The sequence below is a fragment of the Roseomonas sp. 18066 genome (assembly GCF_902706185.1).
Taxonomy (GTDB): Bacteria; Pseudomonadota; Alphaproteobacteria; order Acetobacterales; family Acetobacteraceae; genus Pseudoroseomonas.
Map to the genome: position 1 here is coordinate 1 of NZ_CACSJM010000057.1, position 21,520 is coordinate 21,520.

Consider the following 21,520-nt stretch of genomic DNA (forward strand, 5'->3'; position numbering starts at 1 on the left):
GGCCAGGGGGGCGGCGAGGGCGGCGACGGCGAGACCGCCGCCGGCCTGCAGCAGCGCGCGACGAGAGCTGGACATGAGCGTTTCCCTTGATGTCGTTGTCGCCCGCCCTCTGCGGGGCGGTGCTTCTTCCAGTCAGGCGGAACAGTCAGCGCAGGCGGGGCTTCTCGATCCCGGCCAGGTCGCAGAGCGCATCGACCATGGCCGAGAAATCCTTGCCCCCGAAACCGCGGGAGCGGGCGGTGCTGAAGGCCTCGCGCGCCGCGGCGGCCATCGGCATCGGCACCCGCGCCGCATTGGCGGCATCGACGATCAGCGTCAGGTCCTTATGCGCCAGGTCGATGGTGAAGCCAGGCTCGATATCGCCCTTCAGCACCTTGGTCGGCCAGGCGATCTTCAGCTGCCCGTTCACCGCCGTGGTGCCGTAGAGCACGTCCAGCGTCTTCTCGAGCTCCAGCCCGAAGCGCTGCGACAGCGCCAGCGCCTCGGCATTCATCTGGCAGGAGGCGACGGCGAGGAAGTTGTTCACCAGCTTGGTGCGCGTGCCGCTGCCGACCGGGCCGCAGTGATGGATGGTCGAGCCCATCGCCTCCAGCAGCGGCCTGACCGCCTCGAAATGCGCGGCCTCGCCGCCCACCATGAACAGCGATTCCCCGCGATCGGCATGGCTGGCCAGCCGCCCCACCGGCGCGTCGACGAAGCCGATGCCGCGCGCCTTGGCCAGGGCGGCCAGGCGGTCGGTGGTCTCGGGGTCGATGGTGCTCATGTCCAGCACGATGGAGCCGGGCCGGGCATGCGCCAGCACGCCCTCCGCCCCGCCGATCACCTGGTCGACGATGGCGGAGTTGGGCAGCATGGTGACGATGACCTGGCCGGCGGCGGCGACCTCGGCCACGCTCGCGCCGGCGCGGGCCTGCAGCAGCTCGAGCTCGGCCACGGCTTCCGGGTTGATGTCGTTGACGACGAGCCGGAAGCCCTTGCGGCAGAGGTTGGACGCCATCGGGCGCCCCATCCGACCCAGGCCAATGAAGCCGACATCCATGCTGCTCTCCCCCTCGATTTTTACGGCGGCCATCTGTCGCGGCACGCTCGGCAAGGGGCGATTTAGCAGCGTTCCGGGGGCAGTCCTTCCATAAAAAATAAGCATAGCAGAAAGACCGGATTGCGAATTGGCGACGGCTTCCGGCCCGGGCGGCGGGGCCTGGCGACGGTCGCGGACACGGCGACCGGCGGGGCGGCGGATTTTACGGGCATTTGCATTGTCCGGCCCCTTGAATGAGCCGAGTATTTCCCGATCGGTTCCTGGCTTTTACAGCAACGTCTCAACCGGCAGCGGGGAAAAAATGAAGATCACTTTCTACGCCCATGCGAGCTTCCGCCTGGAAGCCGATGGCCTGGCCGTGGTGACCGACCCCTATACCCCGGCGCGCAGCGGCTTCGCGCCGATCGACGAGCCGGCCGACCTGGTGATCATGAGCTCGGCCACCGACGACTTCCATTCCGACCCGAGCCACATCCAGGGCGCGCCCCGCGTGGTCAATGCGCTGGAGCTGCCGCCCGGGGGCGCCGAGGTGCTGGGCCTGACCATTCGCCCTTTCCCCGCCTATGAAAGCCTGACCTTCGACTTCCAGAAGGCGGCCGGGCGCGATCCGGATGCCAATGCCCTGTACCACTTCGCCATCGGCGGGCTGCGGGTGCTGCATATGGGCGATATCGGCAACCCGGTGGCGCCGGCGCATCTGGCGGCCCTGGCCGGCCAGGTCGATATCCTGCTGGCGCTGACGGGCGAGCATGCGACCATCGCGCTGGACGACCTGGACCAGGCCATCGCCGCGATCCGCCCGCGCGTCATCATCCCGATGCACTACCACAGCCCGCGCGGCGTGCTGCCGATCGAGCCGGTGGAGCGCTTCACCGCCCGCTTCCCGGCCGCGGCGGTGACCCAGGTCGGCGGGCCCAGCCTGGAGCTGACGCCGGAGACCCTGCCGGCCGCCGCGCCGCATGTCTTCGTGCTGAAGCAGTCGCGCTGACCGGCTGAGCCGGCGACGGCCACCGCCGGCCCGCTGCAGGGGCGGCGGTGGCCGGTTTCAGCCTCAGCCGGCGATCGGCGTGGTGGGCAGGCCCTGTTCCTTCCAGGCGGCGACGCCGCCATCGACATGCACCAGGTTCTTCAGCCCGGCCTGGCGCAGGGGCGCGACATAGGGCTCGGTGCCCTTCTCGGTGGTGCAGATCAGCACCACCGCCTGGTCCAGGCTGGCCAGCTGCGGCAGCTTCTTCGGCGAGGCGAGGTCGAGCGCCTCGGCCAGGTCGGCCTTGGCGACGACGACGGCGCCGTCGATCAGGCCGTCGCGCTGCCGGCCGGGATCGCCGCGCACATCGATGACGAGGGCGCCGCTTTCCAGCGCCTGGCGGGCCTGGGCCGGGGTGATCGAGCTGGTGGACATTGTTTCGTTCCTTGCCGTGGGTGAGAGGGAGATCAGCCGGCGCGCCGCGCCGGGTGACGGTCCGGCAGACGGGCCTCGCCGAACAGCTTCCGGCGCAGCGGGCCCTCGCCATAGCCGCGCTTGTAGAGGCCGCGCTCCTGCAGCACGGGCACCACCAGCGTGACGAAATCCTCGAGGCTTTCATGCGCGACCAGGCGGGTCAGGTTGAAGCCGTCGATATCGGCCTCCGCCATCCACTGGGCCAGCCCGTCGGCGACCTGCTGCGGGTCGCCCAGGATCAGCGGGCCGCGGCCGCCGACGCTCATCCGCGCGATCAGGTCGCGCTTGGTCCAGGCGCCCTCGCGGCTGCGGGTGGTGATGCTTTCCAGCGCCGAATTGTTGGCGTTGTTCTGGACGAAGCCGATCGGCTCATCCAGCCCGTGCCGCGCGTAGTCGATGCCGGTGGAGGCGGCGAAATGCGCCAGCTCCCCCTCCGGGTCGATATAGCTGCGATAGTCGGCGAGCTTGTCCTCGGCCTCGGCCTGGCTGCGGCCGACGATGACCGACATGCCGGCGAAGACGCGCAGGTCCTCGTCCCGGCGCCCGGCCTGCCGCGCCGCCGCGCGCAGCCGTGCCACCTTCTCGGCGGCGCCGGCGGGGGAGCGGCCATTGATGAAGACGCATTCGGCATGCTCGCCGGCGAAGCGCAGCCCGCGCGTCGAGGAGCCGGCCTGGAACAGCACCGGCGTGCGCTGCGGCGAAGGCTCGCTCAGATGCAGGCCGCGCATCTGGAAATAGGGTCCGTCATGCGCGACCTCGCGCACCCGGTCGGGGCGGGAGAAGACGCGGGCGCCCTTGTCGCGCAGCACCGCGTCATCCGCCCAGCTGTGCTCCCACAGCTTGTAGACGACCTGGAGAAAATCATCGGCCATGTCGTAGCGCGTGTCGTGCTCGCGCTGCGTCGGCCGGCCCATGGCGCGGGCGGCGCTGTCGAGGAAGCCGGTGACGACGTTCCAGGCGACGCGGCCCTCGGTCAGGTGGTCGAGGGTGGAGAAGCGCCGCGCCAGCAGGAACGGCGCCTCGTAGCTGACATTGGCGGTGATGCCGAAGCCCAGGTGTTGCGTCACCTGCGCCATGGCGGGGACCAGCAGCATCGGGTCGTTGATCGGGATCTGCGCGCCGCTGCGCAGCGCCGCCTCGGCCGAGCCGCCATAGACATCGTAGACGCCCAGCACATCGGCGAGGAACAGCCCGTCGAACAGGCCGCGCTCCAGCAGGCGCGCCAGGTCGGTCCAATAGGACAGGCGGTTGTAGTCGGCGGCCCGGCTGCGCGGATGCGCCCAGAGCCCGTGCGAGCTCTGGCTGACCGTGTTCATCTCGAAGGCGTTGAGCAGCATCGGCCTGGCCATGGCGGGATCAGGCGCCCTGCAGCCAGGCATCGGCAAAATTGCCCTTGATGCCGTCGCAGATGGTGGTGTGGTCGCGCAGCCGGCGGCTGGACACCGTCACCTGCTGCATCGAGACCAGCGGGATTTCCGGCAGGTCCTCCTGCACGAGGCGCTGGAATTCGGCATAGAGCCGCAGCCGCTTCGCCGGGTCGTTTTCCACCTGCGCCGTCTCGAGCAGCCGATCGACTTCCGGATTGTTGTAGTGGGTGCCGTTGGAATAGGGCACGCCGGGCTGGAAGGCCTTCGACCAGTAGATGCGCTGGGTGCCGATCGCCGGGTCGGGCCCGGGCGAGGTATAGGCATTGGTCGTGTCGAAGTCGCGCGCCGTGTAGACGCGGCGGGAGAAGCTGGCGAAGTCCTGGCTGCGCACGGTGACGCGGATGCCGACCTTGCCCAGCGCCTCGCGGATATACTCGGCCGTGCGGAGAAACTGCTCGCCCGAGGTCGGGTGGTCATGGGTGATGCTCAGCCGGATGCCGTTGCCATCCGGCTTCAGCCCGGCCTCGTCCAGCAGCTGCCGCGCGCGCGCGGGATCGAAGGCATAGCGCGGCACCTCGGCGCTGTGGAAGGCGCCCATGCTGCGCGGGATCGGGCTGATGGCGGCCTCGCCATAGCCGTACCAGATGTTGCGGACGATGAAGTCGCGGTCGATGGCATGGGCGAAGGCGCGGCGCACCCGCACATCCTGGAAATAGGGGCGGTCCAGGTTGAACTGGAAGAACTGCGTCAGGCCGAGATAGTCATAGCCTCTCGTCGTCAGCTCCAGCTCCGGGTTGCGCTTGAGGCGCGCGAGATCGCTGCCGGGCACGCCGGTCTCGGCGACCAGGTGAACGTCGCCGGCCTCCAGCGCCGCGGCGCGGCCGGCGGCGTCGGGCAGGAAGCGATAGATGATCTGGTCGAGATAGGGCTTCGGCTGGTCCCAGTAATCCGGGTTGCGCTCCAGCCGGATCAGGCTGCCGCGGTCCCAGCGCAGGAAGCGGAAGGGGCCAGTGCCGATCGGCGCGATATTGGCCGGGTTGCGGAAGAAGTCGGTGCCCTCATAGACGTGCTTCGGCAGGATCTGCGCGATCCAGGAGGTCAGCCCGTAGAGGATATAGGGCGAGGGCGCCGCCAGCCGCAGGATCGCCGTCTGCGCATCGGGCGTGTCCACCGCGGTGACATTGGCGAAGAGCGCCTGGCGGCTGTTGTATTTCTTCCAGACCTCGATGACCGAGAAGGCGACATCGGCCGAGGTGAAGGGCCGCCCGTCATGCCAGCGCACGCCGGATCGCAGGGTGAAGGCGATGCTCAGCCCGTCCTCGGCGATCTCCCAGGCGGTGGCCAGCTGCGGCTTCGGCGTGAAGTCGAAGTCGTAGGTCAGCAGCCCGTCGAACAGCTTGGGCGAGATGTTGTTGGTCGCCGCCGCCGCGGTCAGCGCGCCGGTCAGGATGGTGGGCTCAGGGAATTGCGCGACCACCAGCGTGCCGCCGCGGCGCGGCGTGGCGGCGGCGGGCGTCTGCGCCGAGGCCAGGCCGGGCAGCACGGTCAGGGCGCCGGCGGCGTGGAGAAGATGGCGGCGGGACAGGGTCATGGCAGGCTCTCGGATCAAAGCGTCGGCAGCAGGGTGGGGGAGGGGGCGAGCTCGCCGCGCTGGATGCGGCGGACGATCTCGGCCAGCGCTTCATGCGCCGCGACCGGCAGGCCGATCTCGCGGCCGCGGGCTGCGATCAGCCCGTTGATCTCGTCGATCTCGGTGCGGCGGCCCTTGACGATATCCTGGCCCATCGAGGGGCGCTGCAGGTCGCTGCGGCTGTTGGAGCGCGTCGCCGCCAGCAGGATCGCCTCGACCGCGGCCAGCGCAGCCGGGTCGCCTTCATGCGCGCGGGCCAGCGGCTCGGCCTCGAGGTTGTAGATCTCCTCGAGCTGGTAGCCGAGCGCCTGGCCGATGCGCACCGCCTCGCCGCCCAGCCGGATGCCGAAGCGGCGCACCGCCTCGATGCGGTCGATGTCGTTGCCGGCGAGGCCCGTGGCCGCCGCCAGCCCGTTGCGCATGCCGTTGACGCAGAGCTTCGACCAGCGCTCGCCCCAGAGGTTGGTGGTCAGCTTGACGGTGTCGACCTTGCCGATCAGGGCGGCCAGCGCCTGCAGCCGCGGCGTGACGCGGCCATGCAGCTCGCCGACGCGGAACACGGTCAGGTCCGTGCCGCCGCGCGGCACCGAGCGGCGGATGCGGCCCGGCGCGTAGAGCTCGACGGCGATGCGCGCCGGCACGCAGCCCAGCGTGCGCGGCCAGCCGACCACCTCGGCGATGGTCTCCTCGTTGATGCCGTTCTGCAGCGCGACGACGATGCCGTCCGGCGCCAGATAGGGCTTGATCAGCGCCGTCGCCCAGGCCGTGTCGTAGGATTTGACGGCGATGAAGGCGATGTCGACCGGCGCCTCGCGCACCAGCCCCTGCGCCTCGCTCAGATGCAGCGCGCGCAGCCTCTGGGTGAAGCCCTGCTCCGGCGCCAGCTCCTCGATCCGCAGGCCCTCCGAGCGGATCAGCGCCACATGCTCGGGCCAGGGGTCGATGAGGGCGACATCCTCGCCGGCGGCGGTGAGATAGGCGCCGACATAGCCCCCCACGGCCCCGGCGCCGACGATCGCGATCCGCAGCGGCATCAGACACCTTCCAGCGACATCAAATCAACACATGAATCCGGTGCCATGCTTAATAGACGCAACAAGAGAGTCAATAAGGAATACCGCGATTGATATGCGCGTAATATGGTGATACCGGCTCCCGCCACGGCGCTGCGGCGCCGCTTCGGGCGGAAAGCGGGGACTGCGGATGACCAGGCGACTGAAAGACAAGCTGCGGGCCGGGGGCGTGGCCAGCATGATCAGCCCCTCCTACCCGGCGCCGGGCATCGTCGAGCGGCTGGGCGGCCTGGGCTTCGACGCCGCCTTCATCGATTGCGAGAAGGGCAGCCATTCGGTCGAGCGGGTGGAGGAGCTGGCGCGCGCCGGCCGCGCCGGCGGCATCCCCACCATCGTGCGGCCCTGGCGCCACGATGCCGGGCTGATCAGCCGCTATCTCGATGTCGGCGCCGACGGGGTGATGGCGGCCTCGATCGAGACGCCGGCCCTGGCGCGCGAGGTGGTGGAGGCGGTGCGCTTCGCCCGGCATCGCGATTTCGACGCCAAGTTCGTCATCGCCCTGGTGGAGACGCCGCTGGGCCTGCAAAACCTGCCGGCGATGCTGGAGATCGACGAGGTCGATGTCTGGCAGATCGGCGCCAACGACCTGGCGCATCACCTGGGCCATCCCGGCAATGCCGCCCATCCGGCGGTGCAGGCGGCGGTGGATGCCGCCATCGCCCGCATCACCGCGCGCGGCCGCATCTGCGGCGTCAATGCCAGCTTCCGCCCGCCGGCCGATCTGGTGGCGCAGGGCGTGCGCTTCCTGGTCGGCGATGTCGACCAGTTCATCGCCTGGGGCGCCGAGCGGTATCGCGCGGCCCTCGCCCCGGCATGAGCGAGCCGAGGCTGCTGGAGGCCACGCGCCAGGCGCTGGCGCGGCTGGGGGCGGATCCGCCGAACTGGGTGGCGCCCTCGGCGGCCGATCATGACGTGCTGGTGGTGGGCGCGGGGCAGGCGGGGCTGGCCATCGGCTTCGCGCTGCGCCGCGCCGGCATCGCGCGGTTTTCCCTGATCGACGCGGCACCCTCCGGGGCGGAAGGCGTCTGGACCACCTGCGCCCGCATGCATTGGCTGCGCACGCCGAAGACGCTGCCGGGGCCGGAGCTCGGCATCCCCGAGCTCACCTTCCAGGCCTGGCACGAGGCACGGCACGGCGCCGCCGCCTATGCGGCGCTGGACCGCATCCCGCGGCGCGACTGGGCCGCCTATCTCGCCTGGTATCGCGCGGTGCTGGCGCTGCCGGTGCGCAACGACACGCAGGCGACGGCGATCACGCCGCGCGCCGATGGCCTGATCGCGGTGCGGCTGGCGACGCCCGGCGGCGCGCGGGAAGAAACCTGCCGCAAGCTGGTGCTGGCCACCGGCATGATGGGCAGCGGCGGCCCCCTGGTGCCGCCCGGGATCGCCGCGGCGCTGCCGCCGGCGCGCTTTTCCCACACCGAGGACGCCATCGACTTCGGCGCGCTGCGCGGCCAGCGTGTCGCGGTGCTGGGCGCGGCCTCCTCCGCCTTCGACGCCGCCGGCGTGGCGCTGGAAAGCGGCGCCGCCAGCGTCGACCTGTTCTGCCGCCATGCCGATCTGCAGCGCTCGGCGCCGATGCGCACGTTGAGCTATGCCGGCGCCGCCGAGCATTACGCCAGCCTGCCCGATGCCGATCGCTGGCGCATCATGCGCCATGTCCGCGCCCGCGCCTCCGGCCCGATGCCGGAGACGGTGCGGCGGGTGACGCGGCACGCGAATTTCCGCCTGCATCTGGGCGCGGCGCCGCTCGCCGTCGCGGCCGTCGGCGCGCGCGTCTCGCTGCGCGCGCCGCGCTTCGACGGCGTGGTCGACCACCTGATCCTCGGCACCGGCTATCGCGTCGCGCTGGATCTGCGGCCGGAGCTCGCCGGCATCGCGGCGGCCGCGGCGCTGTGGCGCGACCGCTACACGCCGCCGCCGGCCGAGGCCGATGCGGCGCTGGCCGGCCAGCCCTATCTCGCCGACGACTACAGCTTCACCCCGCGCGCGCCCGGCGGCGAGGCCTGGCTCGGCGACGTGCATCTGTTCGGCGTCGGCGGGCTGCTCAGCCACGGCAAGCATCTGGGCGAGATCGCCAGCCTGCAGCACGGCGTGCCGCGGCTGGTGGCCGCCCTCGGCCGCGCGCTGTTCCTGCGCGACCGCGCGGCGCAGCTGGCGCGCATCCTGGGCGCGGCCCAGCCGCATCTGGCGGCCGAGGACTACGCCGCGTCGCTGGCGGGGGCGGCGGCATGAGCGGCGGGCTGGGCTATGCGCTGCGCCGGCTGTGGCAGGGCGCGCTGACCATGCTGCTGATCGTCGTCTTCAATTTCTTCCTGCTGCGGCTGGCGCCGGGCGACATCGTCGATGTGATGATCGGCCAGGCCGGCGGCGGCTCGCCCGAGGCGATGGCGGCGATGCGCCAGCAATTCGGCCTGGACCAGGGCGCGCTGGTGCAGTTCCTGCGCTACATCGGCAATCTGCTACAATTCGACCTCGGCTATTCCTTCAGCAACAGCGCGCCGGTCACCGAGCTGATCCTCGGCCGGCTGCCGGCCAGCGCGCTGCTGATGGTGACCACGCTGGTGGTGGCGGGGCTGGCGGGGACGCTGCTCGGCACGCTGGGCGCCGTCTGGCGCGGCCGGCTGGTCGATCGCATCGCCTCCGCCTTCTCGATGATCGGCTTCGCCGTGCCGGTCTTCTGGCTGGCGCTGATGCTGGTCGTGGTCTTCGCCGTGCAGCTGCGCTGGCTGCCGGCCAATGGCATGGTCAACCTGCTGAGCGAGGCGACCGGCTGGCGCCGCGCCCTCGACATCGCGCGGCACATGATCCTGCCGGTGACCAGCCTCGCCTTCTACTACACCGCCATCTACGCCCGGCTGTCGCGCGCTGCGCTGCTCGACGTCGCGAAGGCCGACTATGTGCGCACCGCCCGGTCGAAGGGGCTTGGCGCCACGCGCATCGTGCTGCGCCACCAGCTGCGCAACGCGCTGCTGCCGCTGGTCACCATGACCGGGCTGCAGCTCGGCGCGCTGTTCAGCGGCTCGGTCGTCATCGAGAGCATCTTCGCCTGGCCCGGCCTCGGCCGCCTCGCCTTCGACGCGGTCTTCGCCCGCGACCTGACGCTGCTGCTGGGCATCCTGTTCTTTTCCTCCCTCCTGGTCGTGGTGATGAACTTGCTGACCGACTTCCTCTACGCCTTCCTCGATCCGCGCATCGAGCTCGCCTGATGCGCGACGGCTTCCTGCATCGCTTCCTGCGCCATCCGGCGGCGCTGGCGGGGGCCTCCATCCTGGGCCTGATCGCGCTGGCGGCGCTGCTGGCCGGCGTGCTGGCGCCCGGCTCGCCGCAGGCCATCGCCGGCAGCCCCTTCCTGTGGCCGGGCGAGGAAGGCCACTGGCTCGGCACCGATGTGCTGGGGCGCGACATCCTGGCCGGGCTGCTGTTCGGCGCGCGGGTGTCGCTGCTGGTGGGGCTGGGGGCGGCGGGGCTGTCGATCCTGCTCGGCGTCGTCACCGGCACCGTCGCCGGCTATTACCGCGGCCGTGTCGACGACGCGCTGATGCGGCTGACCGAGGCGGTGCAGACCATGCCCTCGCTGGTCTTCACCATCGTGGTGGTGGTGGTGGCCGGCCCGTCGCTGCCCAGCATCGTCCTGGCGATCGGCCTGACCGGCTGGCCGCAGGTGGCGCGGCTGGTGCGGGCGGAAGCGCTGCGGCTGCGCCAGGCGGAATTCGTCCAGGCCGCCATCGCCTCCGGCCTCGGCGACGCGGCGATCCTGGCGCGGCATGTGGTGCCCAACGCCATCTCCCCGGTGGTGGTCGCCGCCTCGATCCTGGTGGCGCATGCCATCCTGACCGAGGCCTCGCTGGCCTTCCTCGGCCTCGGCGACCCCAATGCGGTCTCCTGGGGCAGCATGATCGGCACGGCGCGCGAGGCGCTGCGCTCGGGCTGGTACATGGCGGCGATCCCGGGCCTGGCGATCTGCGTCGCGGTGCTCGGCATCAGCCTGCTGGGCAGCGGGCTGAACGACCTCCTGAACCCGCGGCTGCGCGACGGCTGAGGCGGCGCCGCCGCCCCCTGCGCGCCGCTTACAGCCGCAGCCCGGCCTGCTTCAGCAGCGGCAGCACGTCGCTGCCGAAGAAGGCCAGGTCCGGCTCGAAGTCGAAGAAGGCGATCTGCACGCCGTCGATGCCGGTGCGCTTCAGCCGCGCCAGCTGGTCGGTCACCTGCTCCGGGCTGCCGACGATGTGGATGGTGTTGGCGCCCAGCGCCCGCTGATCCGCCTGGAAGCCGCGAAAGCCCTGCGCGTCGCTGCGGTCGCCGCTGAAATTGGCGATGGCCTCGTGGTCGGCGGCGGCGATGATGGCGTCGCGATACTGCAGCGCCTCGCGCTCGGTCGGGCGGCAGATGATCAGCGGATTGACCAGGCTGCGCAGCGGCGGCCGCCCGGCGGCGAAGCTGGCGCGGCGGATGCTGTCGACCAAGGCGGGCAATGTCTCGACCGCGGCGTCGAGCGCCGCGCCGCCCGGGCTCGTGGTGAACAGGATGTCGGAATGGCGCGCGGCGAAGTCGATCCCCGCCTGCGACCCGCTGGCGCTGACGATCACCGGCCGGCCATAGCAGGGCTTCAGCGCCTCGTAGGCGGCCTCGAGGTTCCAGAAGCGGCCGGCGATGGAAACCTCCTCTGACGCGGCCCAGAGCTGCTTGGCGATGCGCAGGAACTCGTCGGCCATCTCGTAGCGCAGCCCATGCGGGATCGGCGCCTTGCCGAAGCGGCGGTGCTCGCTCTCGCGATGGCCGGTGACCACGTTGATGCCCCAGCGCCCCTGGGCGATGTGGTCCAGCGTCGCGCCGAACTTCGTCAGGTGCAGCGGGTGCCAGGGGCCGTAGAGCACGTGGATGGTGGAGATCAGCAGGATGCGGCGGGTCACCGCCGCCAGCGCCGTGGTGACGATGAAGGGGTCCAGCGTCAGCCCGTGATACTGCGTGGCGCCGCCATAGCCGCCCTTGCCCAGCCATTTCGCCAGGCCGAAGGCCAGGTCGAAGCCCAGCGCCTCGGCCTGCTGCGCCAGGCGGGCATTGTAGTCGAAGCGCCAGTCGGTGCCGCGCGGATGCGAGGACGGGCTCCAGCCGCCCTGCTGCAGCGGCAGGAACAGGCCGAGCAGCAGCGGCTGGCGCAGCGCCTGGCTGAGCGGGCTGTCGGCGAAGCTGGCAGGCGAGGCCGTCCAATCGGCCGGAAGGGTGTCGGGCAAGGAAATCTCCGATATCGTCGCGTCGATCCTATCGATATCTCCATAAACACCGATAATGAAGTGTGTATATTGGATGAAAGACGATTCGGATTGGCTGAATGACCCAGGCTGACTTTTCCCTCTCCCGCCGCTCCCTGCTGGGCGCCTCGCTGGCGGGCGCCGCCCTTTATGCCGGCGGCCTGCGCGACGGGCTGGCGGCGCCGCGCCGCGGCGGCACGCTGGTGGTGGGGCAGTATCCCGAGCCGCCGATGCTGACGGTGGCCTTCGCCTCCTCAGGGCCCGGCAACAACATCACGCCGAAGATCTTCGACGGGCTGCTGACCTATGACCATGCGCTGCGCCCGCAGCCGCAGCTGGCCGAAAGCTGGGAGACGGCGGAGGACGGGCTGAGCCTGACCTTCCGGCTGCGCGCCGGCGTCCGGTGGCATGACGGCGCGCCCTTCACCGCCGAGGATGTCCGCTTCTCGCTGTGGGAGGTCTGGCGCAAGCTGCTGGCGCGCGGCCAGACCACCTTCGCGGCCGTCCGGGCGGTCGAGGTGCCGGACCCGCTGACCGTGGTGCTGCGGCTGTCGACGCCGGCGCCCTATATCCTCAACGGCCTGGCCTCGCACCTGGCGCAGATCCTGCCGCGCCACCTCTATGAGGGCAGCGACATCGCGCGCAACCCGGCGAACCTGGCGCCCATCGGCACCGGCCCCTTCCGCTTCGTCCGCTGGGAGCGCGGCAGCCATCTGCGGCTGGAGCGCAACCCGGATTACTGGGACAGCGGCAAGCCCTATCTGGACCAGGTGATCTTCCGCTTCCTGCCCGATGCGGCCGGCCGCGCGGCGGCGCTGGAATCGGGCGACGTGCAGCTGGTGGCGGAGACCGGCATTCCCGGCAGCGACCTGGTGCGGCTGGCGCGCGATCCGGCCTTCACCGTCGAGCGCCGCGGCTACAACTATATCGCGCCGATCACCTTCCTGGCCTTCAACCTCGACCGCAAGCCCTTCGACGATGTCCGCGTCCGCCGCGCCATCGCCCATGCGATCGACCGCGACTTCCTGCTGCGCCATGTCTGGTACGGCTATGGCCAGGTCGCCACCGGCCCGCTGCCGCAGGGGCTGAGCAGCTTCTACAGCGCCGATGTGCCGCTCTACCCCTACGACCCCGCGCGCGCCCGGGCGCTGCTCGACGAGGCCGGCCTGGCGCCCGATGCGCGCGGCATCCGGCTGAGCTTCACCCATGACAGCCTGCCCTATGGCGAGCAGTACCAGCGCACCGGCGAATATCTTCGCGATGCCCTGGCGCGCATCGGCATCCGGGTCGAGCTGCGCGCGCAGGACTATGCCAGCTATGTGCGCCGCATCTACACGGCGCGCGACTTCGACACGGCGAACTATCTGATCTCGGTCGGGCCCGACCCGGCGATCGGCGCGCAGCGGCTCTACTGGTCGAAGGGCTTCGCGCCGGGCGTCGCCTTCTCCAACGCCACCCACTACGCCAATCCGGAGGTCGACCGGCTGCTGGAGGCGGCGCAGGTCGAGGTCGATCCGGTCCGGCGTCGCGCGCTGTATGCGGAATTCCAGCGCCAGGCGCAGGACGATCTGTCGCAGATCCCGCTGATCGCCATCGACCAGGTGACGGTGGCCAGCGCGGCGCTGCGGGACCACAGCGCCGTCGCCGAGGGGCCGAAGGCGAGCTTCGCGGCGGCCTTCCTGGGCCGCTAGCGCGGGATGGCGCGAGAGGGCATCATCGAGAAGCCTGCATCACGCGATCGAACCGGTCAGCCGCTGGCTGCCGGCCGCTATGGGAAGCGGCCGGCCGGCCGGGCCAGGCCCAGATTGTCGCGCAGCGTGCTGCCCTCGTATTCCTCGCGGAACAGGCCGCGGCGGCGCAGCTCGGGCACCACCAGGCGGATGAAGCGCTCCAGCCCGGTCGGCACCACGGGGGCGGCGATCATGAAGCCGTCGCAGGCGCGGGTGGCGAACCATTCCTCCATCAGGTCGGCGATCTGCCCTGCGCTGCCCTTGAACATATTGCCGCCCATCTGCGGCAGGATGCGCTGGTAGGTCTGCCGCACCGTCAGGCCCTCGGCATAGGCCAGGCTGAGAATGCCCTTGCCGATGCCGGTATGGCCGACATGCTCGTCGCCGAAGACCGGCATCGGCCCGTCCAGCGGATAGTCGCGCATCCGGTGGCCCAGCATCTTCGACAGGTAGTCGACGCCGACCGCCGGCGAGACGAGGTCCTCGAGCTGCTGGAACAGCGCCTCCGCCTCCGCCTCGGTCTCGCCGACGAAGATGGTGACGCCGGCCAGGATGCGCATGTCGTCGGGGCCGCGGCCGAACTTCGACAGCCGGCCCTTGATGTCGGCGTAGAGCTTGCGGGCATTGGCCAGGTTGCCCTCGATGGCGAAGACGCAATCGGCATGCTGCGCCGACAGGTCCTTGCCCGCCTCGGACTGCCCGGCGGAGAAGACCACTGGATGGCCCTGCGGCGGCCGCGGCGCGTTCAGCGGGCCGCGCACCTGGAAATGCGGGCCCTTGTGGTTCAGCATGCTGACCTGCTCGGGCAGCAGGAAGGTGCCGCTGGCCTTGTCCTGCGGGAAGGCCTCGTCGCCCCAGCTGTCCCACAGCCCCTTCACCACCGTGGCGAATTCGGCGGCGCGCGGGTAGCGCGCATCGCGCGCCATGTGCTCGGCGTGGCTGAAGTTCAGCGCATCCTCGGGGTTCGAGGTGGTGACCAGGTTCCATCCTGCGCGGCCGCCGCTGAGATGATCGAGGGAGGCGAAGCGGCGGGCGACGTGGAAGGGCTCGTCATAGGTCGTGGTGGCGGTGGCCACCAGGCCGATATGCTGCGTCGCCATCGACAGCGCCGCCAGCAGCGTCACCGGCTCGAAGACGCCTGGCCGGTCGGAGGGGCTGGTGGCGCGGAAAAGGTCCGGCTTGTCCAGCTGGCGCACGCCATTGCCGTCGGCGAGGAACAGCAGGTCGAACTTCCCCGCCTCGGCGACCTGCGCCAGCCGCACCGCGTTCTGCAGGTTGGCGGCCGGGCGGTCCCAGGCATCGGGGTGGCGCCATTCGCCGACATGGCTGCCCGCAGCATTGGCGTTGGCCGCCAGAACCATCTTTCTCATCATCTCAGGCCCGCTTGACGTTCCAGAACACCGGAAAGCCCGGGACAATGCCCGTCAGGTCCTTCCGGTAGGCGATCGGCGCGAAGAACTGGCCGAGCGGGACATAGGGCACGTCCCGGAAGGCCTGTTCCTGGATGGCGCGCGCCACCTGCTGCTGCGCGGCCAGGTCGGGCGCCTCCAGCCAGGATTGCCGCAGCCGCTCCAGCTCCGGCAGGTTCGGCCAGCCGATCCAGGCATCCTCGCCGGTGCCCTGCAGCGACTGGTGCACCGCCGGGTTGATGGCGGACAGCCCGCTCCAGATGCCGAAATAGACGCTCCAGCCGCCCTGGGCGGGCGGCTCCTTCTTCACCACGCGGGCGCTGACGGTGCCCCAGTCGGCCACCTGGTAGTCGACGTTGAAGCCGATCCGCGCCAGCTGGTCGGCCGCGACGTCGCTGGCCGCCTTGACCGAGGCGCGGTCGGCCGGGCCCAGCACCACGACGCGCTCGCCCTTGTAGCCGGCGGCGACGAGCGCGCGCTTCGCCTGCTCCAGGTCCGGCGTGTCGCTCATCGTCGAAAGCCCGGCGTCGGAGGCATAGGGCGTGCCGGTCGGGAAGAAGCCGACATTGGTGCGGTACAGCGACGCATCCATCCCTGCCATGGCATGCATGAATTCGAGCTGGCTGGTGGCGCGCAGCACGATGCGGCGGATTTCCGGATTGTCGAAGGGCGGGTTGAGGAAGTTGAAGCGCATGATCGGCAGCCCGCCCGAGCTGTCGTTGGTGGCCACCGTGATGGCGCGGTGCCGCGACAGCAGCGGCAGGTAGTCGGGCGTCGGCGTCTCCCACCAGTCGACCTCGCCATTCTGCAGCGCGGCGGCGGCCGTCGACGCATCGGCGATGATGACCCATTCGACGCGCTCGAAATGCGCGACCTTGGGCCCCGCGGTCCAGCCCAGGGCGCCGCTGTCGCGCGGGCGGTAGGCGGCGTGGCGGGCGAAGACGACGCGGGCGCCGATGACGCTCTCGTCGCGCAGCAGCCGGTAGGGGCCGCTGCCGACCACCTCGGTCACCTGGCTGTGCGGCGGCGTCCTGGCCAGGCGCTCCGGCATGATGGCGACCATGTTCGCGGTCGACTTGGCCAGCGCGAAGGGCAGCAGCGGGAAGGGCCGCTTCATGCGGAACACGATGCTGCGGTCGTCGGGCGCCGAGAGCTCGTCGGTCGCGGCCATCAGCAGCTTGCCGAAGGCGTCGCGGCCGCCCCAGCGGCGGATGCTGGCGACGCAGTCCCGCGCCAGGACCGGCGTGCCGTCATGGAAGACCAGGCCGGGGCGCAGCGTGATGGTCCAGTGCTGCTGCGCGGCATCGGCCACCGCGCCCTCGGCCATCTGCGGCTGCGGCAGCAGGTCGCGGTCGAGCCCGAACAGCGTGTCGTAGACCAGGTAGGCGTAGTTGCGCGTCACCTGGGTCGAGGAGAAGACGGGATCGAAGCTGGTGATGTCGGTCTGCGGGATGAAGCGCAGCACCCGCTGGCCCTGCGCCGCCACCAGGGACGGCGCGCCGAGCCAAGCCCCGCCTGCCAAGCCGCCCGCCGCTGCCAGCGCCCGTCTACGTCCGATCATGCCGTCAAACCCCTGATAAGCGGTGCGCCGTGCGTCAGGGTTGGCCCCCGTTGCCGCCGACACTAGAGGCCAGGGGGCCGCGGTCAAGAAATTTTCGAAATTATGTCGATTTCAGAACCGTCATGATGGCGGCGGCGCCGTGCCGGATGTGGCGCCGCAGGATCAGCGCCGCCATCTCGCCGTCGCGGGCGACGATCGCCTCGGTCAGCCGGGCGTGGTCCAGCTTCAGCACCGCCTCCTGCAGCGGCGGCGGCCGCAGCAGGTTGCGGTAGCGGCTCCAATGGTCCCAGAGCAGCCGGTGGAACATGTCCTGCAGGAAGTGGCGGCTGCCCGACAGCGTCGCGTAGTGGAAGTCCTGGTGCTGCTGGCGCCAGTCGAGGTTCAGCGCCGTGGCGTCGGCGGTGGTGTACATCGGCAGCCGGTCGAGCGCCGCATGGGCGGCCACCACCCGGTCCAGCCAGGCGGCGTCGCCGTCGCGGATGGAATCCTCCAGCATCAGCGTCTCCAGCCGCTCGCGGGCGCTGAGCACCTGCTCGAAATGCGCCAGGTTGAGCGCCGCGACGCGGAAGCCGCGCTGGTCATGCGCCTCCACCAGCAGGGTGGCGGACAGGCGGTACAGCGCCTCGCGCAGCGGCGTCATCCCCACCGCATAGCGGGCGCGCAGCTTGTCCAGCGCCAGCTTCGAGCCGGGCGGCAGGGTGCCGGCGATCACGTCCTGCCGCAGCCGGGCATAGACGCGGGAGGCGAGGGTCGAGGATTCTTCGGGCTCGTCCGCCAAGATCGGCTCCAGAATTTCGAAATTAATGCGAGGATAGCGCGGCAAGGGCCGGCCGTCACTCGCCCGCCATCACCGCCTGGATCAACAGCAGATGCGCCCGCATCGCCTGCCGCGCCCGGTCGCGGTCGCGCCGGCGCAGCGCCTCGACCATCTCGTGGTGCTGCGCCTGCAGCCGTGCCCGATGCGCCGGCGTGTCGCCCCGCGCCTTCAGCTGCCCCCAGTCCGAGCGTCGCCGCACCCGGGCCAGCGACCGGCTCATGCCGATCACCGCGGCATTGTGCGTGGCGAGCGCGAAGGCGTCGTGCAGCGCGGCATCCCATTGCTCGAAGGCGGCCAGCGTCGTGGCCTCGTCGGTGCCGTGCAGGCAGGCCTCGATCCGCGCCAGGTCGGCGGGGGTGGCACGCAGCACGGCCAGGCCGATCAGCTCCGGCTCCAGCAGCAGCCGGCATTCCATCACCGCGGCGGGGCTCAGCGCCGCCTCCTCCAGCGCGGCCTCCTCCAGCGCGGTCGGGGCGTCGGGCGCCGGGGCCGCGCGGCGGAAGGTGCCGCGGCCGACATGGCGCTCGACCAGCCCGGCGCGTTCCAACCCGTCCAGCGCCCGGCGCAGCGTGTTGCGGGCGACGCCATAGGTCGCGCTCAGCGCGCGCTCGGTCGGCAGCCGGGCGCCTTCCGGCCAGGTGCCGGCCAGCAGCGCCTGCTCCAGCAGGGCTTGCAACCGGGCGGCGCCGGGGGATTCTCCGGCCTTGACGGGGTCAACCATTGAATGAACCATAACCGCTGATTGGTTCAGTTAAAAGTCGAATTGGTATAGAGCGGAGAAGATCGGATGCGTCTGGCCATGGTGCGGATCGAGGGGCTGCCGCAGCCCGCGCGGATCGATGCGGCGGGGCAGCGCTGCTGGCCGCTGGCCGAGCTGGCGCCGGGCCTGCCCGCCGACATGGCCGGGGTGATCGCGGCGCTGGTCCGGGGCGCGACGATTCCTGAGCCCGCCGGCGCGGGCCGGCCGCTGGCCGAGGAGCAGCTGCTGGCGCCGTTGCCCAACCCGCCGCGCAACATCTTCTGCGTCGGCAAGAACTACCACGCCCATGCCCGGGAATTCGCCAGCAGCGGCTATGATTCCTCCTCGGTCAGCGCGGCGGATGCGGTGCCGAAGGCGCCGATCATCTTCAGCAAGCCCTTCTCCTCCATCTCCGGCCCCTGGGACGACATCCCGCTCTGGCCCGGCATCGACGAGGGCGTCGACTACGAGGCGGAGCTGGCGGTGGTCATCGGCGCCGGCGGCCGCGCCATCGCCCGCGAGGACGCGCTGAAGCACGTCTTCGGCTATACCATCGTCAACGACGTCACCGCGCGCGACCTGCAGGGCACCCACAAGCAGTGGCTGCTGGGCAAGGGCATCGACGGCTTCTGCCCGATGGGGCCCTGGATCGTCACCGCCGACGAGATCGGCACGGCGCCGCTGCGCATCACCTGCCAGGTCAATGGCGAGGCGCGGCAGGACGCCTCGACCGCCGACCTGATCTTCGACGTGCCGGAGCTGATCGCCACCATCTCGCGCAGCATGGCGCTGCTGCCGGGCGACGTGATCGCCACCGGCACGCCGGAAGGGGTGGGCATCGGCTTCAAGCCGCCGCGCTTCCTGCGCGACGGCGACGTGGTGGACTGCGCCATCGAGGGGATCGGGCGCATCCGCAACCGGCTGCGCCGCCAGCCGGGCTGACGGCCGCCCCCGGCGACGTCGGGCGTGCAGGGCCTTCGTCGCGTGGGGCCTTCGTCGCGTGGGGCCTGCGTCGCCCAGGGCCTGCGTCGCCCAAGTCCTGCGTCGCGCGGGGGGACTGCGAGGAAGCGGCCGATCCGTGCTATGGCCGGTGGCATGGAAACCAAGCCCCCCACGCCACGCGCAGTCCTTGTCGGCATCCAGACGCCGGAGGTCGATGACGTCGCGCATGAGGCCAGCCTCGAGGAGCTGGGGCGGCTGGTGAAGACGCTGGGCTACGAGGTGGTCGGCACCGTCTCGCAGCGCCGCGACGGCACCGGCGCCGGGTCGCTGCTGGGCACCGGCAAGCTGGCGGAGCTCGCCGCGCTGACCGGCGGCAGCGGCGTGGTCACCACCATGGCGCCGCCGCCGCGCTCCAAGGCGCGGGCGCGCTTCGAGGCGCCGCCGGGCGCGCTGCCCGGCCCGGCCACCCCGGCGGCCACCCCGGCGGACGCGCCGGCGGCGGAGGCCGCGCCCAAGCCGGACTTCGTCATCGTCGACCACGAGCTGTCGCCCAGCCAGATCCGCAACCTGGAGCGGGCCACCGGCGCCGAGGTGCTGGACCGCACCGGCGTCATCGTCGAGATCTTCCACCGCCACGCCAAGACGCGCGAAGCCAAGCTGCAGGTGGAAATGGCGCGGCTGAAATATGTCGCGCCGCGGATGCGGGAATCCTCCGGCGGCGGTGGCCGGCAGCAGGGGCCCGGCGCCGGCGAGAGCACCCTCGACCTCGACCGCCGCAAGATCCGCGACCGGCTGGCCGAGCTGAAGGACCAGCTGGAGGCGGTGCAGCGCGACAGCGACAACCGCCGCACCGGCCGGCGCGACCAGCTGCGGGTGGCCCTCGTCGGCTATACCAATGCCGGCAAGTCGTCGCTGATGCGCGCGCTGACCGGCAGCGAGGTGCTGGTCGAGGACAAGCTCTTCGCCACGCTCGACACCACGGTGCGCATCCTGCAGCCGGAGACGCGGCCGCGCGTGCTGGTCTCCGACACGGTGGGCTTCATCAAGCAGCTGCCGCACGACCTGGTCGCCTCCTTCCGCTCGACCCTGACGGAAGCGCTGGAGGCCTCGCTGCTGCTCTTCGTGGTCGATGCCTCCGACCCGACCTACGAGGCGCAGCTCGAGGTCAGCCGCAGCGTGCTGCGCGAGATCGGCGCCGATGTGGTGCCCTCGCGCCTGGTGCTGAACAAGATGGACCGGGTCGACGCGGCCGGGCGCGAGGCCCTGGTCGCCCGGCACCCCGACGCCATCCTGCTGTCCGCCCATGCGCCCGACGATGTCAGCGCGCTGCGCGACAGCATCATCGCCTTCTTCGAGGCGGAGATGGTCGAGGATGCGCTGGCGCTGCCCTATGCCAAGCAGGGGCTGATCGGCGAGATCTATGACAGCGTGCGGGTGCTGTCGGAGGAATACGACGAGACCGGCCGGGTGCTGAAGGTGCGCGGCCTGCCCGGCGCCATCGCCCGGCTGCAGCGCAGCCTGGCCGCGGCCGGCGGCTGATCGCCGCCGGATCGGGCGCGCGCCCCGGGCCCGCGCCGGCCTCCCGCCCGGCGGGGCTCAGCGCGCCGCCTGGTGCCGCGCCTCGCGCTGCGCGATGGCGTGGGCGCGGGCCAGCAGCGCCTGCGCCCGCTCGACGATCGGGATGTCGATCATCTTGCCCTCGAAGGCCCAGGCGCCGCGATGCGCGGCGGCGGCCTCGGCATCGAGGGCGACGATCGTCCCGGCCCGCGCCACCGCCTCGGCGGAAGGGGTGAAGCCGGCATTGAGCGCCGGGATCTGCGCCGGATGGATCGCCGAGGAGCCGGTGAAGCCCAGCGTCGCCGCGCGCCGCACCGCCTGCACCTGGCCCTCGGTGTCGGCGAAGCCGGCGACGCCGCCCAGCGTGCCGAAGGGCTGCAGCCCATGCGCGCGCGCCGCCTGCAGGATCTGCATCTTCGGGAAATGCAGCAGCTCCGGGCCGGGCTCGCCGCCGACCGCGGTCGCATAGTCCTCGCTGCCGAGCGAGAGGGCGAAGTTGCGCGGCGAGGCGGCGGCGATGGCATGGGCGCGCTGCAGCGGCCCCGGCGCCTCGATCAGGATGACGAAGCGCAGCGTGCCGGCGGCGATGCCGCGCCGCTGCTCCAGCCGGGTGACCAGCTCGTCCAGCAGGCGGATGTGGTCGGGACCCTCGGCCTTGGTCACGGTGATGCCGGCGACCCCGGGCAGCACCGCCGCCTCCAGGTCGCGGATGGCGAGCTCCAGCGGCTGGTTGATGCGGATGAAGACATCCGAGCGCCCCTCGGCCAGCAGCCGGGTCACCGCCGGGCCCACGGCACGCCGCGCCTCGGCCTTGTCGGCCGGGGCGATGCTGTCCTCGAGGTCGAGCTGGATGACATCGGCGCCGCGGCTGGAGGCCTTGGCGAGGAAGCGCTCGACATTGACCGGCACGAACAGGCCGGAGCGCCAGATGAGGGTCGGTTGGGCCGTCATGTCTTGTGTCCT

General features: G+C 71.3%; 19 protein-coding genes. 8 read left to right on the forward strand and 11 right to left on the reverse strand.

Going from position 1 to position 21,520, the window contains the following annotated elements:
• Positions 1-145: 145 nt before the first annotated feature.
• The gene (locus GVN67_RS13465; RefSeq protein WP_368667239.1) at positions 146-1,072 is read right to left on the reverse strand and encodes an NAD(P)-dependent oxidoreductase; all 927 of its coding nucleotides are present in this window, start codon (positions 1,070-1,072) and stop codon (positions 146-148) included.
• A 268-nt stretch (positions 1,073-1,340) separates the two neighbouring features.
• Between GVN67_RS13465 and GVN67_RS13470 the strand changes: the two genes are divergently transcribed.
• Positions 1,341-2,027 carry an MBL fold metallo-hydrolase gene (locus tag GVN67_RS13470; RefSeq protein ID WP_159996730.1) on the forward strand — a complete coding sequence of 229 codons (687 nt, stop codon included), beginning with the start codon at positions 1,341-1,343 and terminating at the stop codon, positions 2,025-2,027.
• Between the two features lie 63 nt (positions 2,028-2,090).
• On the opposite strand, the gene GVN67_RS13475 is transcribed toward GVN67_RS13470, so the two are convergent.
• The 4 genes from GVN67_RS13475 to GVN67_RS13490 are packed head-to-tail and all read right to left on the reverse strand — an operon-like array spanning position 2,091 to position 6,511.
• Positions 2,091-2,441 (reverse strand): rhodanese-like domain-containing protein, encoded by a 351-nt coding sequence (locus GVN67_RS13475; RefSeq protein WP_159996732.1) that lies wholly within the window; start codon positions 2,439-2,441, stop codon positions 2,091-2,093.
• Between the two features lie 32 nt (positions 2,442-2,473).
• Entirely contained in the window at positions 2,474-3,829 is a 1,356-nt protein-coding gene (locus GVN67_RS13480; RefSeq protein WP_159996734.1) for an LLM class flavin-dependent oxidoreductase, read from the reverse strand.
• A 7-nt stretch (positions 3,830-3,836) separates the two neighbouring features.
• Positions 3,837-5,438 carry an ABC transporter substrate-binding protein gene (locus GVN67_RS13485; protein ID WP_159996736.1) on the reverse strand — a complete coding sequence of 534 codons (1,602 nt, stop codon included), beginning with the start codon at positions 5,436-5,438 and terminating at the stop codon, positions 3,837-3,839.
• 14 nt (positions 5,439-5,452) lie between these two features.
• Positions 5,453-6,511, reverse strand: a complete 1,059-nt coding sequence (locus tag GVN67_RS13490; RefSeq protein ID WP_159996738.1) for a ketopantoate reductase family protein — start codon at positions 6,509-6,511, stop codon at positions 5,453-5,455.
• A 169-nt stretch (positions 6,512-6,680) separates the two neighbouring features.
• On the opposite strand from GVN67_RS13490, the gene GVN67_RS13495 reads away from it, so the two are divergent.
• The 4 genes from GVN67_RS13495 to GVN67_RS13510 are packed head-to-tail and all read left to right on the forward strand — an operon-like array spanning position 6,681 to position 10,592.
• Entirely contained in the window at positions 6,681-7,367 is a 687-nt protein-coding gene (locus GVN67_RS13495) for an HpcH/HpaI aldolase/citrate lyase family protein (RefSeq protein ID WP_159996740.1), read from the forward strand.
• Positions 7,364-8,785, forward strand: coding sequence for an FAD/NAD(P)-binding protein (locus GVN67_RS13500; protein WP_159996742.1), 1,422 nt, complete (start codon positions 7,364-7,366; stop codon positions 8,783-8,785). The genes GVN67_RS13495 and GVN67_RS13500 overlap by 4 nt, the downstream gene beginning before the upstream one ends.
• Positions 8,782-9,759, forward strand: a complete 978-nt coding sequence (locus tag GVN67_RS13505) for an ABC transporter permease (RefSeq protein WP_159996744.1) — start codon at positions 8,782-8,784, stop codon at positions 9,757-9,759. Before GVN67_RS13500 ends, GVN67_RS13505 begins: the two co-directional genes overlap by 4 nt.
• Positions 9,759-10,592: an ABC transporter permease gene (locus GVN67_RS13510; protein WP_159996746.1), complete on the forward strand. Its 834-nt coding sequence runs from the start codon at positions 9,759-9,761 to the stop codon at positions 10,590-10,592. Before GVN67_RS13505 ends, GVN67_RS13510 begins: the two co-directional genes overlap by 1 nt.
• A gap of 28 nt (positions 10,593-10,620) precedes the next feature.
• On the opposite strand, the gene GVN67_RS13515 is transcribed toward GVN67_RS13510, so the two are convergent.
• A complete protein-coding gene (locus tag GVN67_RS13515; protein WP_159996748.1) occupies positions 10,621-11,784 on the reverse strand; it encodes an LLM class flavin-dependent oxidoreductase in 1,164 nt (387 codons plus the stop codon).
• A 98-nt stretch (positions 11,785-11,882) separates the two neighbouring features.
• On the opposite strand from GVN67_RS13515, the gene GVN67_RS13520 reads away from it, so the two are divergent.
• Positions 11,883-13,493 carry an ABC transporter substrate-binding protein gene (locus GVN67_RS13520; RefSeq protein ID WP_159996750.1) on the forward strand — a complete coding sequence of 537 codons (1,611 nt, stop codon included), beginning with the start codon at positions 11,883-11,885 and terminating at the stop codon, positions 13,491-13,493.
• A gap of 77 nt (positions 13,494-13,570) precedes the next feature.
• On the opposite strand, the gene GVN67_RS13525 is transcribed toward GVN67_RS13520, so the two are convergent.
• The 4 genes from GVN67_RS13525 to GVN67_RS13540 all read right to left on the reverse strand — a co-directional run bounded on the left by GVN67_RS13525 (position 13,571) and on the right by GVN67_RS13540 (position 18,040).
• The gene (locus GVN67_RS13525) at positions 13,571-14,893 is read right to left on the reverse strand and encodes an LLM class flavin-dependent oxidoreductase (protein WP_235035285.1); all 1,323 of its coding nucleotides are present in this window, start codon (positions 14,891-14,893) and stop codon (positions 13,571-13,573) included.
• Between the two features lie 13 nt (positions 14,894-14,906).
• On the reverse strand, positions 14,907-16,502 hold the full coding sequence (locus tag GVN67_RS13530) for an ABC transporter substrate-binding protein (protein ID WP_159996754.1): 1,596 nt from the start codon (positions 16,500-16,502) through the stop codon (positions 14,907-14,909).
• A 100-nt stretch (positions 16,503-16,602) separates the two neighbouring features.
• On the reverse strand, positions 16,603-17,280 hold the full coding sequence (locus GVN67_RS13535; protein WP_159996756.1) for a GntR family transcriptional regulator: 678 nt from the start codon (positions 17,278-17,280) through the stop codon (positions 16,603-16,605).
• A 55-nt stretch (positions 17,281-17,335) separates the two neighbouring features.
• The gene (locus tag GVN67_RS13540; protein ID WP_235035286.1) at positions 17,336-18,040 is read right to left on the reverse strand and encodes a FadR/GntR family transcriptional regulator; all 705 of its coding nucleotides are present in this window, start codon (positions 18,038-18,040) and stop codon (positions 17,336-17,338) included.
• A 66-nt stretch (positions 18,041-18,106) separates the two neighbouring features.
• On the opposite strand from GVN67_RS13540, the gene GVN67_RS13545 reads away from it, so the two are divergent.
• Both GVN67_RS13545 and hflX read left to right on the forward strand, forming a co-directional pair.
• Positions 18,107-19,000, forward strand: coding sequence for a fumarylacetoacetate hydrolase family protein (locus GVN67_RS13545; protein WP_159996760.1), 894 nt, complete (start codon positions 18,107-18,109; stop codon positions 18,998-19,000).
• A gap of 153 nt (positions 19,001-19,153) precedes the next feature.
• Positions 19,154-20,539, forward strand: a complete 1,386-nt coding sequence (gene hflX, locus GVN67_RS13550) for a GTPase HflX (protein ID WP_235035287.1) — start codon at positions 19,154-19,156, stop codon at positions 20,537-20,539.
• Positions 20,540-20,596: 57 nt separating this feature from the next.
• On the opposite strand, the gene GVN67_RS13555 is transcribed toward hflX, so the two are convergent.
• On the reverse strand, positions 20,597-21,508 hold the full coding sequence (locus tag GVN67_RS13555) for a CoA ester lyase (RefSeq protein WP_159996764.1): 912 nt from the start codon (positions 21,506-21,508) through the stop codon (positions 20,597-20,599).
• Positions 21,509-21,520: the final 12 nt, after the last annotated feature.